The sequence below is a fragment of the Winogradskyella alexanderae genome, assembly GCF_020166335.1.
GTDB classification, from domain to species: Bacteria; Bacteroidota; Bacteroidia; order Flavobacteriales; family Flavobacteriaceae; genus Winogradskyella; species Winogradskyella alexanderae.
The window spans coordinates 143,964-158,506 of the sequence record NZ_JAIUJR010000005.1 but is presented as its reverse complement, the minus strand read 5'-3'; the positions used below and the strand labels follow the sequence as shown (position 1 = coordinate 158,506).

At 35.6% G+C, this 14,543-nt stretch carries 5 protein-coding genes; all 5 read left to right on the top strand.

Annotation, left to right across the window (positions count from 1 at the left end; all coding sequences use genetic code 11):
- The first annotated feature begins 146 nt into the window (after window positions 1–146).
- Window positions 147–602, top strand: coding sequence for a hypothetical protein (locus tag LBU54_RS09060; protein ID WP_224528526.1), 456 nt, complete (start codon window positions 147–149; stop codon window positions 600–602).
- Between the two features lie 260 nt (window positions 603–862).
- Complete coding sequence (locus tag LBU54_RS09055) at window positions 863–2,179, top strand: hypothetical protein (protein ID WP_224528523.1); 1,317 nt, start codon at window positions 863–865, stop codon at window positions 2,177–2,179.
- A 110-nt stretch (window positions 2,180–2,289) separates the two neighbouring features.
- Window positions 2,290–3,753, top strand: coding sequence for a T9SS type B sorting domain-containing protein (locus LBU54_RS09050; protein WP_224528521.1), 1,464 nt, complete (start codon window positions 2,290–2,292; stop codon window positions 3,751–3,753).
- A gap of 2 nt (window positions 3,754–3,755) precedes the next feature.
- Entirely contained in the window at window positions 3,756–6,242 is a 2,487-nt protein-coding gene (locus LBU54_RS09045) for a PorP/SprF family type IX secretion system membrane protein (RefSeq protein ID WP_224528518.1), read from the top strand.
- Window positions 6,243–6,309: 67 nt separating this feature from the next.
- The gene (locus LBU54_RS09040) at window positions 6,310–14,523 is read left to right on the top strand and encodes a T9SS type B sorting domain-containing protein (protein WP_224528516.1); all 8,214 of its coding nucleotides are present in this window, start codon (window positions 6,310–6,312) and stop codon (window positions 14,521–14,523) included.
- The last annotated feature ends 20 nt before the right edge of the window (window positions 14,524–14,543 follow it).

Genomic DNA, 14,543 nt, shown 5'->3' with positions numbered 1-14,543 from the left:
CGAATAAATATGCTTTTAATCCAGTAATAATGCAGTTTATCTAAGAAATATGCATTTAAAGTGTTAAAAATAATCGTTAAAAATTCTTGTTTTTTTAGATTATTTATATAGATTTGCTTCAATAAGTCCAAATCAAACCCATGAACATGAAAACTAAAATTACACTTTTTAGTGCCATTCTTTTACTTATGATGAGTATGAGTTTTGCCCAAAAAAAGGATAAGAAATCCCAAAGTATTATCGCTGGTAAAACGAGTATTTCAAAATATCATAGTAGAGCAGATTTAGATAATATGCCAAAAGGTGAATTACTAACACTCTATATTGAACGCATAGAAGTTATTGTAAATATCTTACCAAATATTGCTTTTGCAACTAAACCTGGCGTTACTATGGAATCGTTAGGAATTCCAGAAACAAAGGAAAACAAAAATGCATTGGAAGATAACCTTAAGGCATCTGGCGAATATTTTGATAGCACTATAGAATTTCAAAAGAAAATATTGCCGTATTCGGATACTTCAGATCTAATCGCAGCAATTTTATTTTACGAAGAAACCTTGAAATCTTTACATACATACGACGACTTCAAAACAAATTAGTTTTTATTTTGATTTTATTTAGTTAGTAATTAAACCTCGGCTTTATAGTGGAGGTTTTTTTAATTTCACGCTTTTTTGTTGGTAAATCAGTTCAATTACGTACTCTAATTCTAGAGAATATGATATTATTGTAAGAAATTAAAACAAAACATTATATATTGATGTATTTCATCGATATTTTTTGTATTTCGTAGGTATATTGTATAAGTTTGGGTTATTATTAAAAAGCCGCCAAATTTTAATAACTGAACTTAACTACTATGAGAAAAATTACAATTACCACATTAGTCCTTTTTTTTGTAATTGCTAACTGTGTTGCGCAACAGGAAAAAGGAATTATTGGCTATGACAATTGGTTAGATACTTGGACAGAATTTCAACCAAGTAAGCAAGACTACGAGGAACCTACCGAAATCTTAAGTGGTACAATTTCTAAAGACACTAAACTTGTTAAACGCAATACCTATTTGTTAGTTGGTGACGTATTTGTAACTAACAATGCTACGTTAACAATTGAACCTGGTACGGTTATAATGGGTGACTTTAATAGTAAAGGTTCACTTGTAATTAGTAAGGGTTCTAAATTATTAGCCGAAGGAAGGCAAACAGATCCCATAATATTTACTTCAAACAGAAGTGTAAAGAAGCCTGGGGATTGGGGAGGAATTTTTATTCTAGGCGATGCTCCTCTTAATACTTATGGAAATGAATCATCTATAAATTTTGGATTAAAACCAAAATCGTTTATGGATATTGTTTATGGTGGTGAAGATCCAGAAGGAAATTCAGGAATACTTAAATATGTAAGAATTGAATTTGCAGGAAATCGCTCAAAAGACCATGGTAATATGAGTGGTTTAACGCTTGCTGGAGTTGGTAGCGATACTACACTTTATAATGTAATGGTGAGTTACTGTGAAGGACATTCATACAATGTGCTTGGTGGAAATTTAATTTTGGTTAAAATGATATCGTTCCGATCTAATCAAAACGATTTTAATTTTAATTATGGTGCTCAATGTAATTTAGTGAATTCCTTGGCCATTAGATCACCCTATGTTTCAAGTCCAGATGGTTCAAGAGCATTATATATGTCTTCCTATGATTTTAAAGAAGATGCCGATCCAACAAAAGCATTTACAAACATTAATGCAGAAAACTTAACATTAGTGAATGTTTCTAATGATTTAGAATCTGATATAAATGTTGGTTTGGTTCAAGAAGCTATTTATGTTGGTAATGATGTTGCTTTTGTTAGTGATAGAAGTGTAATATCAGGCTTTAGTCCCGCGGTTATTTTAGACGAAGACATCAAACTTAATGACACGAATCTTCGCAAAATTGAATTTATTCGAACCTATTTTAATAACTGCAATGGAAACATATTTAGAGATGGCTATACTAACAATGACGATTTAGAGAGTTGGTATGGTAGTAGAGCCTTTAACAATGTATATTCTAAGGGTCCAGATACCGAAACGTTTATTGCATCAAATCACAAGAAGTATCCTGATTTTAGACTAAGAATAAATCGAATTATTGCATCTAATGATTACGACGAAGACGATGATGACTAACTATTTTGAATTTTAGATAATCAAGAAATTTTAAAGCCCCCATTTTCATCAATTGAATAGAATAAAATTTCAAACAAAATGCTTATAGAGAAATAATTACAAACCTACTTATGCTAACCCTTTCAACACTGAATAAATTAATTCTTAGTCTTTGTTTGTTCTTAATTTGTTTTATAGAACATGCAGAGGCTCAAGTCGTTTTAGGTACACCAAATTTAGGTTTTACTCAAGCATGCGCTAACGCGTCATTTAACACATACAATTTGTCATTTGTATTTTCTCCGGAAAGTGCATTAGAATCAACAAATCAATTTAGTATCGAAATGTCTAATGCAGATGGCGATTTTTCTGAAGCAATAATTATTTATACGTCACAACCTGGTGAGTTTATTACATCTCCTGCAACATTAGAATTTTCACTACCCGAAACTACTGCCGGAGAGAATTATAGACTCAGGGTAAAAAGTAGTGCCCCAGCCGCAAATAGTTCTGGCTCAGTAAACTTTGCTGCTTATTATAAATTGCAGGATTCACCATTTACAATTAATAATCTAGTATCAACAGGTGCATATTGTACTGGTGGTAGTTACCTATTAACTATTGACAATCCAGGAACGGGAAATAATGATTCGCCATTAAATTATCCATCACTTACATTTAATTGGTTTAGGGAAACGAGTCCTACTACCTCTGAATTTATTTCCGAAGGCCCTACTCTATCCGTAAGTACTGAGGGAACCTATTTTGTAGAAACCAATTATGGGTCTTGTACTTCAAATTCATTTTCTAATCGTGTAACAATTACCGAGGCAACTTCAGGTGAAGCTGATGCGACAATTGCATCAAGTTTAGGTAATCCCTTTTGTCCTGAACAAGGAAACACAACTTTGAGTACCATAGGCGGTATAAGCTATCAGTGGTTTAAAAATGGCGAAATTATTCCAGAGGCAACAAATCAGCAGTACCAGACTAATGAATCTGGTACATTCTCCGTGCAGGTAGACTTAGGTGATTGTTCGGCTTCAGGATCTATTGAATTAGTTAGTGAATTATTTAACAGCACTATTAATGTTGATGAGGTAAATAGTATTGAAGAAGGTGAAACTTTAATTGTAAATGTTTCAACCGATGCTATTTCCCCAGTATTTGAGTGGTATTTCAACAACCAACTTATACCAAATGAAACCACCGATACCATAGAAGCATCAGATTTTGGCGATTATAAAGTAACAATAACTGAAACCTCAGGTTGTAACAGCTCAAAAACATATGAATTTACTGTAGAAGAGGCATTAGACCCATTTCCAGACGTGGACAACATCCCAAATGTAATTAGCCCGAATGGAGATGGTATCAATGACACTTGGGTTTTGCCACTACAATATGTTAGCGGTACAAATACAACTGTAATGATAATGTCTAACCGAGGCGACGTAGTCTTTCAAACAGATGATTATCAAAATAATTGGCCACAAACAAATTTAAATACAAATAGTATTAATCAGGTTTTTTATTACATCATTACCACTGAGAATAATATAACTAAGAAAGGAACTATTACGGTAGTAAAATAATAATGAGAGTAACACTAGTCATAATGTTTATATGCTTTTTCTTTTCTCTATCGATTAGAGCTCAAGAAACGGACGGTGTAGTAGCTTTAAACTTGCCTGTTAGAAACTCATTGACCTTTAATAGATTTGCTCTAAATCCAACATTTAGTTTCGTAAGAGAGCAATCTAAATATATCAGCCTATATAATAAGCGCGAATGGGTTCAGTTTGAAGATGCTCCCCTCACCTACATGGCCAGTTACTCGGGTAGATTTAGCGAAAATATTGGAGCTGGTTTAAGTTTATTTCAACAAAACTTAGGTGTATTAAGGACCTTTGGTGGCATCTTAAATTTTGCGTACAATACACGTGTAAGCAGAATGAATAATCTAACATTCGGATTAAATATTGGCGCATATAGCAGTGGTATAAACACATCTAATGTTGTAACTAACTTTAGTGATCCGTCGCTTAACAATGTTCCTTCAAACTTTATTTTAAATACAAGTCCAGGTATAAATTATGGTACAGAGTTTTTTGATTTTGGTGTATCTATAAACAATCTAGTGTCTTACAATTTAGAAACATCAGAAATGCTTGAAAATAATCCAGAACAAGGCATTCAAGCACATGTTATGTACACTGGTTATATGCAAAGTCGAGGATTCTTTGACAATGCAAAATTCTCCGGACTTGTACGATCAGAATTCAGAAGTGAAGAGACTATCATATCTGCACTAGCCATGGTTACTGTACCAAAAGGAATTTGGGCACAGTTAGGATATAACAGCGTATTTGGGCCATCTGCAGGTCTTGGTATTAATCTAACAGCACAAATTGCCCTTGAATACAATTTTGAAACTACAGTTGGTGATTTAAACAATTTTGGACCTTCGCATGATATAACTTTGGCATATAGATTTCAGAATAATAGGAACTATGATTACAGTGGCGATGATGATATTGCTGGATTAATTTCTTCAAAACCTAAAAGAAGAAGATCAAGAACAACCTCTGCTTCAAAAAAACGCAAGAAGAGCAAATCAAAACCAATAGATAATACGGATAAAAAAGCAAGTGCAATTGTGGCTTTAGCCAAGGAAGATGAAATTAATCCTTCCCAAAAAGAACAAACGGAAGCCAAAGCGCAAGCAAAACTGCTGGCAGAACAAAAAGCAAAAGAAGAAGCTGAAGCACAGGCGAAACTGTTAGCAGAACAAAAGGCTAAAGAAGAAGCAGAAGCACATGCTAAACTTTTGGCTGAGCAAAAGGCTAAAGAAGAAGCAGAAGCTCAAGCTAAACTGTTGGCCGAACAAAAAGCGAAAGAAGAAGCAGAAGCTCAGGCGAAACTGTTGGTTGAACAAAAAGCAAAAGAAGAAGCAGAAGCTCAGGCGAAACTGTTGGCTGAACAAAAAGCGAAAGAAGAAGCAGAAGCTCAAGCTAAACTGTTGGCCGAACAAAAAGCTAAAGAAGAAGCAGAAGCTCAGGCGAAACTGTTGGCCGAACAAAAATCGAAAGAAGAAGCAGAAGCTCAGGCGAAACTGTTGGCCGAACAAAAAGCGAAAGATGAAGCAGAAGCAAAACGTCTTCAAGAAGAACAGGTAAAGGCAAAAGAAAATTTAATAACTAATCCACAAGATGAGTTTGGTAAAGCCATGCTGGGTATTGACACCACAGTAGAGGCATCCAAAATAGAACAAGACAGACTTTTGAATGAATTTAACACTATAATAAATGTCAAGGATGATGACCTGAAAGCGCTTAAAGAAGAAAATGACTTGAGTGAACAGGGTATTACAGTAGCACCTAGACCGTTCAAAAGTGTGACTGCTGAGAATAACAAATTAAAAGCGATCAAAGCAGATTTAGACAAAATCATCAATGAGCAAAATGATAAAATAGCAGAGTTGAAATCGCTTTATGAAGAACAAACCAAAATTGGTGATACCTTAACTAACGAGACAGTTTTGTTATACTACCGAAAGAAAATAAAACGATTAGAAGCAGAACAATTGCAAGCCGTACAAACACGATCACAATTAGAATCAAGACTAGAGACCATTAGAGTTGCTACTGAATTTGAGAAGCGAAGACGTATTGTACGAGCAGCCTATGATAATGAAGAGGAGCGTTATGCTCAAGACAGAGCAACTTTAAATAATTTAAGGAAAACAACTGCTTTGGCCAATACGCCATACTCAGAAAGTGATTTTGATTTTGGTGAAGAACAGGGTAATAGCATTAAAATTCTAAAGAATATTAATAATGAAGAAAATGGATTCTACTTGGTGTTAGCGGTGCACAGCAATAGTGCTAAAAGAGATGACTTTGTAAAAAAAGTAATTGCTTCAGGGAGACAAGATGTCGATTTCTTTTATGATGTAAGTACAAGTAAATATTATATCTATACAGACAAATTTGATAGTCTTGAAGAGGCTAACGAAGCGCTAAATCAAAAAGGATCCCGACCATATAATACAAAAATGTCCCTCATGAAAATAGAAAATTAAATAGTTAAGCAATACTTTAAATCTGTCTAAGCCCTTGAGATAGTTCTAAAGCAAAAAATTAAGAACCATGAAAAGACCTACATTTTCAAGAATTTTAATTCTAGTTACAACGATTGTAATGGGGCTTCAATCATTTGCCCAAAATTATGAACCGTTTACACCAAGATTCAATCAAGATTTAAAAGGGGACATTTTATTGATCGGTAATAATATTCTTGGCCCAGATAATAATCCATTTAATAATTTAAATGTATACAACCACAATGTTGATATGCAATATATAGACATTGATGGTGATGCTACAACATTCAGTTCCTCCAGTGCAGACTTGGAAATACCCAATCCAAACTGTTATAGAATTATTTATGCCGGATTATATTGGGGTGCAGTAAACCCAGGTACTGCTCCTATAAATGAAGTTAAATTCATGGGGCCAGAAGGAGGTTACTTTGATATTACAGGTGAAATTATATATGATGCAAATGGTACAACGGTTGATGGTGGCGATAGTTTTTCTTATGCCTGTTTTGCTAATGTAACAGATATTGTAACTGGGCTCACAAATGATCTAGGGACTTATACCGTTGCAAATGTATCATCTGCTACAGGAGAGACGGCAACTTTTAATCCATATAATGGTACAGGTCAGTCTGCAGGATGGTCATTATTTGTGGTTTATGAAGATCCTACTCTACCTGGAAAATCTATTACAAGTTTTGATGGCTTCAGTGCAATCAGTGTTCCAGGGGCTAATCCGTCATTAGATATTCCTGTTGATGGTTTTAGAACTGTTCCTGCTCCTGCTCCAGTAAGAGCAAACTTCGCCTTCGCAACATTGGAAGGTGATAGTCCAATTCTTGGAGATCAGCTTTTACTTAACGGTGTTAACCTTTCTACCGCAGATAGACTTGCAACCAATTTTTTTAATAGTTCTGTTACGAGATTAGATGCCACTCCTGTTAATAATAGAGTTCCAAACAGTGCCAATACACTCGGTTTTGATACTGGTGTTATTGCCGTTCCCAATCCAGGCAACTCAGTTATAGCAAACGACGCAACCTCCGGTATAATAACATTAGAAACTAGTGGTGATACTTATTTTCCATACTTTTTTGCTTTTGCTGTTGAAATTATAGAACCAGACATAGTTCTAACTAAAATTGTTGAAGATGATTTAGGTAACGATATAGGAGGTGAACTGGTAGATCTTGGTGCTTCCTTAAATTATGTCATTGGTTTTCAAAATATTGGAAATGACAATGCAACGAACTTTCAAATTAGAGATGTTCTGCCAATAAATATAATTTTTAACTATCCGTCGGATCTTATTTTGCCACCTGGTGTAACTGTTTCAAGTTATGACCCTATAACAAGAGAACTAGTTTTTGATATTGATAATTCGCTCGTAGAAGAAAATGATCCGGTTTACGAAATCAGAATTGAAGTTCAGGTTGTAGATACCTGTAGTGATCTTGCTGATGCTTGTTCCAATATTATAAATAATCAAGCCTTTGCAACTTATAATGGGTTTTTTAATCCAACATTTCAAATTACAGACGATCCAAGTTTAAGTAGTAATACTGGTTGCCTATTGACACCTCAAGCAACAAATTTTTTAGCCGATCTTGACTGTGAATTTGTTGAAGAGGTCATATTATGTGGCGACTCTGTTGAATTAACAGCTGCAGATGGTTATGATTCCTATTCTTGGTCTACGAGTCCAACAGGTTCTCCTGTAATTGGTACAACACAGACCATTACGGTAAATGCCACTGGTACTTATTACTCATTCAATACAGCAATTGCACCTTGTCAATCTATTGAACAGGTTTTTGAAGTAGAACTATTTGGTGGTGATGTGACGAATCCTGTTATTCCTTATGCAGACGAGGTTGTTACCTGTCCTAATGATGGAAAATTACTACCAAATATATTTTTATGTGGTGGTGATGATTCAAGGTTTATTGAAACTAACATTTCCGATTCTACAACTATAATTTGGGAACAGTTAGATGAAGGTAGTTGTGCGGCTGTTACAGATCCTGATTGTGCTAATGAAGACCCAGGATGCACATGGAATGAAGTTGTTACGGGGCCCAATTTTCTAGCGGATACAGCCGGTCAATTTAGATTAACCATTAACTATCCTGGAGGATGTTTCAATCAATTCTATTTTAATGTTTATACAAATCTTTTAGAGCCAACAGTTACGGCAAATGACATAATCTGTACAACACCAGGTAGTATCATTGTAAATGATGTACCAAATGGTTATGAATATAGTCTCGATGGAACAAATTATCAAACAAGTAATATATTTTCGATCTCTACACCAGGTAGTTATACAGTTTATGTTAGGCAAATTGGAGTTCCAACAAATCCATGTATTTTCTCTGTATTAGATGTATTGATTAGAGATAGAGAATTTTCGGGAGAAGCAACTGTAGTTCAACCATTATGCCATGGTGAACCAGGAAGTGTATTATTAGCGGCTAATGATATCGATCCTCAATATTCATTTTCTATTTACAACGGTACGACACTTGTTAATAGTATTGGGCCAATTTTAGAGAATACATACAATTTTGAAAATTTAAATCCTGGTACGTATACGGTTACGGTAGAATCCGAAAATGGATGTCTTTATTCAGAGGATGTAACAATTATTAATCCACCATTACTTTCAGTTACTGCAGCCTTAACAACACCTTTATCTTGTAGTGATGGAGAAATAACGATTTATCCTGAGGGTGGAACACCTCCTTATTTCTACTACATCAATAGTACTACGGTCTTTCAAACAGATCCAGTTTACCCAGTTACTTCAGCGGGAACTTATGATATCACAGTTATTGACTCTAATAACTGTAGTGCATCGACGACTATAAACGTTGATAACATACCAGAACCAATTTATGACGTTACAACAACAGATATTTTATGCGGTGGAACAGGTGACACAGGAACTATTTCTATCAATGTTACTAATCCAAATGGGCATAGCATCGCATATAGTATTGATGGTGGCACAAACTTTTCAAATTCTTCAGTTTTTACAGGTTTAATTGCTGGGGCTTATGATGTTGTAGTACAATATACATCTAGTAGTTCAGTTTGTTATACAGCTTCCCAGATTGTAACAATAACAGAAAATACTGCAATTTCTGGAACTGCCGAATTAACATCAAATTTCTCATGTGTTGGCACAGGAACCATTACAGTTACTAGTGTAAGTGGTGGAACACCGCCTTATACGTATAGTATTGATGGTGTAAATTATCAAGCTAGTAATGTGTTTAATGGATTAACTCCAGGTACTTATACTATTACAATAAGTGATGGAAATATTTGTACTTACGTTGCTAATAGCGTTACTATTGACCCAATAAATCCTCCAACAAACATGGATTTTAGTTCTACACCAATAACATGTCCAACGAACACTTCAACTGTTACAGTAACAAGTGTTATCGGAGGAACAGGGATTATAGAATATCAAATTATTGCTCCAGCAATTAATTCGACACCTTATCAAACATCGAATAGTTTTTCTGGATTAGAACCTGGTACATACACATTCCAAATTAGAGATGAAAATGGATGTACTTATGTGGAATCTTATACTATTGATCCAATCCCAACACCGACAGTAAATGTTGTTTTAACTCAAGATTTAAACTGTACAATTAGTCCCGATGCAATAATTACTGGAACTATTTCGGGTCCTTCACCATATACTTATGCTGTATCAATTAATGGTGGTGCTTTTGTGCCTCAAGGTGCAACTGGACCTACTTTTACTTATACAACAAATACTGATGGTACCTACCAATTTGAAATAGCAGATGCTAATGGATGTACGGCATTATCCCAAGAAATTACGATAAGCCCATTATCGCCTCCTGTAATTGATCTTATTACACAAAGTCAAGATATATTATGTAATGGTGATTCTAACGGTTCAATTGATGTAACTATAGATACTTCTTCCGGTATACCACCATTTACTTTAAACGTGTTTAACGATTCAACAGGAGTTGATTATGGAACGCAAACATCAAATCTTCCTGCTGGTTCATATACCGTGACCTTAACCGATGCCAATTCGTGTACAGATACTGAAACGCTAATAATAAACGAACCAGATGCCATTATTGTAAACTATAGTACTGTAGATATAAGTTGCTCGATTAGTGGTGTTTCACAAGGGTCGGTGATCGTAGATTCGGTTACTGGAGGAACAGCACCGTACAATTATTTTGTTACTGGAACGAATGGCTATTCAAACTCAGAACTTAATGCTACGGGTTCAACTTCGGTAAGTTTTGACGTTGTCGATTTTGGATTATATCAAATTAATGTAGTAGATGCAAACGGCTGTTCAGTCCTTGTTCAGGATGTATTAGTGGCCTCACCTCCTACCGATTTAGATATTAATATCAATACATCAGTAAATTGTGCTTCTGGTGGTGAGGCTGTTGTGAGTATTGGAAGTTCTCTGGTTAGTAGCGGTCCTTTTTTCTTTAGTATTTACCAAGGCCCAATTTCGGTTTATCCAAATCCACCAGGATCTTGGATACCAGAAGATGCACCTGGCAGTCAATCGGCTACGTTTACAGGTCTTACACCTGGTGTTTCTTATACCTTTATCGTATATGATCAATCTACAAATTGTAGTTATTATGAGCCAGCTACGGCTCCAATACCAACAAGCTCTACTTTAACGTTAAGTGCAGTTGGGTCAGAAAATATTACATGCACAGGAAGCGCTGACGGTAATGTTAGTTTTACAATAAATAGTATTTACGGAGCTGCCGTAAATGTTGATTACGAAATTTTTGATTCCTTATCACAAGTTTCAACTGGTATTTCTGGTTCTGGAACAGTAAATGCTAATGGATCGTTGACAATTTCTAATTTAGGGCTATTACCACTTGGTAATTATTATGTGTTAGTAACCGAAACTACAGGTCCAAATGCTGGTTGTGGTGTAGTAACAAGTCCATTTAACATTACCGAATCTGCTTTCCCACTAGAATTATCTGTAAGTATTGATCAGAACGCAAATTGTAATGCAAATTCTGGAGTAATCAGCGCATTTGGTTTTAATGGTACACCTCCTTATGAATATCAAATTACCACCACTGCAACAGCACCATTAGCTACAGATGCAGGCTGGTCTAACACCAGCATATTTAACCAAGATGCTGGTAATTACTATATACACGTTTTAGATGCTTATAATTGTGTGGTTAGCAGTCCTGTTTTGGTATTACCACAAGATGATACACCTATTATCTCAGCGAATGTCGTGGATGATTGTATATTAACAGATGGTAATTTTGAAATTAATGTATCACTAGATACCCCAGGAATAGCACCTTATAGTGTTAGTATTGATGGTGGTGCATATCAAGTACAGGCATTCCCTTTAACAATATCAAATTTATTTTCTGGTACACATACTATTGAAATACAAGATGCTAATGGTTGTGGAAACTTAGTTTCTGTTGATGTATATGCTCCTGTAGAATTAAACGGAACGCTTTCTGCGAGTCCATCTTGTAATAATAATGATGGGGAAATAACTATCAATGCAACAGAAGGATCGGGAAGTTACACATATACTATTAGCCCAAATCCTGCAACTGCAGTTTTAACCGGAAATATTTATTCAGGTTTGCCTGCTGATATTTACACCATAACCGTTACAGATACGGTTACTTCATGTACAACCGATATTACCGTTGCGGTACCTGAAGCAACACCTTCAACGATAACAACAACACCTAATTTGGTAGCTTGTTTTGGAGATAATTCAGGAAGTTTTGATTTGTTGGTTAACGGTTATAGCGGAACTTACAGCTATGAAGTTTTCGATAGTACAAATACTTCTGTATTTGGTGTTGTTAATACAAATACGGCAACTAATCCACTAACAATTACAGGATTAATTGGTGGAACTTATTCTGTGGTGATTACGGAAACAGATTTCCCTTTTTGTAGTGCTAGTTCTGATGTTATTGTTCCTTCACCATTAGATACTTTAAACGTAACAGCAACGGAAACCTCGAATGTCACTTGTGATAATAATCAAGGGACTATTGTAGCCATTGCCGAAGGTGGTTGGGGCGACTATGAATATGAATTATCAGGTGATGCAACGGTTCCATTTTCAAGTAATGGTACATTTACGGACTTAACAGCTGGAAATTACACTATTACTGTAAGGGATGCTGAAGGTTGTATTGCTTCAACAAATATTACGTTATCAGAACCTGCTCCTATAACAGCCAATTTTAATGCTAGTGACAGTACACTGGCATGTTTTGGTGATCAAAACGGAAGTATTACCGTTTCAAATGTTTCAGGAGGCCAAGGAAGTAATTACACATATACACTTAATACTATATTGCCGACACCAAGTTCCTCGGGTCCGCAGACCTCAAATATATTTACAGATTTAGGTGCAGGAATGTATAATATCACCATTGAAGATGGACTTAATTGTTCAATGACGTCCTTAGATATTGTTATCGCTGAGCCTTCTCCTATTGTGGCCAATCTCGTAGTCAATAGTACCCAAACCTGTAACACGAATAGTACACTTACACTAAGTGCCTCAGGTGGTACAGGAAATTACACGTACAGTGATGATGCTAACTTTACCAACATATTAGGAACATTCAATACATCTACAACAATTGATGTTAATCCAGGAACATACGCGTATTACGTGAGAGATGCAAATAATTGTGTTGCTGCAATATCTAACGAAATAACAATTGATCCATTACCAGAATTGACTGTAGTTCTTGAATCAACAAATCCATTTATTAATTGTGCTGGTGATGACAACGGAACAATAACAGCGACTGCACAAGGTGGATTGGGAGACTACGTATACACATTACAAGATGGTAATGGGAATGCTATTACAGCAAATGAAGAACTCCCAGGATATTTTACTGGCCTAGTAGCTGGCGACTATGTTGTTTTAGTTGAAAGTCTAGATTGTTCGGCTGTCTCTGCTCCAATTTCAATTACCGAACCAAGTGAAAGTTTAGATGCAACACTAGCTATAAATGACGTTACGTGTACTGGAACAGAAAACGGATCAGTAGAAATCACAGCAACTGGCGGCACTGGTATTATAAAGTATGCTATTTCACCACAGCTTAACCAATTTTTTGAAACCAATATTTTCGAAAATCTTGCTCCTGGTGATTATGACATTATAGTTCAAGACGAATTGGGTTGTTACCTAATGTTCAACTTTACCATATCAGAACCAGAACAAGTGATTCTAAGCATAGTTCCGGATTCTTTCTATCCTGAAGTATGCACAGGCGATGCAAACGGTGAGTTTAGTATTGATATTGCTGGAGGTAATCTACCATATAGTGTTAGTCTTGATAATTATGACGGCCCTTATACCACAGGATTACCAACACAGTCACAATTTGACTTTATGGACTTAGGTGGTGGAGACCATACCGTTTATGTCAGGGATGCTGAAGGCTGTGAGTCTGAGTGGAATATTACATTCCCAGAATCTGTATTTATAAATCCAGACCTCATTGTTGAATATGTTTGTTTAGATAACTCTCAAGGCAATACAGTAACAGTCACTGTAGACGACTCCATTTCCAATTTGGATGATCTAGATTATTCACTGGACGGTGGACCATTCCAACCAAGTAACATTTTCAACAACGTACCAGTTGGCCCAGATCATAGCATAACTGTTAGACATACAAATGGATGTGAACAAACAACACCATTGTTTGATATTGAAGGATTTGAACCTGTAGAACTACAACTATCTGAAGGCGAAATCAATGAAATTATCGCCAATGCAACAGGAGGTTCAGGTGAATATACCTTTTATATGAATGGTGAAGATTATGGAGACGAAACCTCTTTTATCATTACAGAAACAGGTATTTACACTATTACCGCTGTAGACAGCAGTGGCTGTGTGGCTGAAGCACAGATCGAATTGGAATTTATAGATATCTGCATTCCTAACTGGTTTACACCAAACGGTGACGGCGAATACGATACATGGTCACCCGGATGTACAGAAAATTATCCAAATCTAACCTTTGACATTTTTGATAGATATGGTCGGATGGTTGCCACGTATCAAGTTGGTGAAGTATGGGATGGTAGATATAACGGACAAGAATTGCCAACAGGTGATTATTGGTTTGTTGTTAAAACAAATGACCCAAATGTCGATAAAGAGTTTGTTGGACATTTTACACTATACAGGTAAGCCCCCTAAAATTATATGAT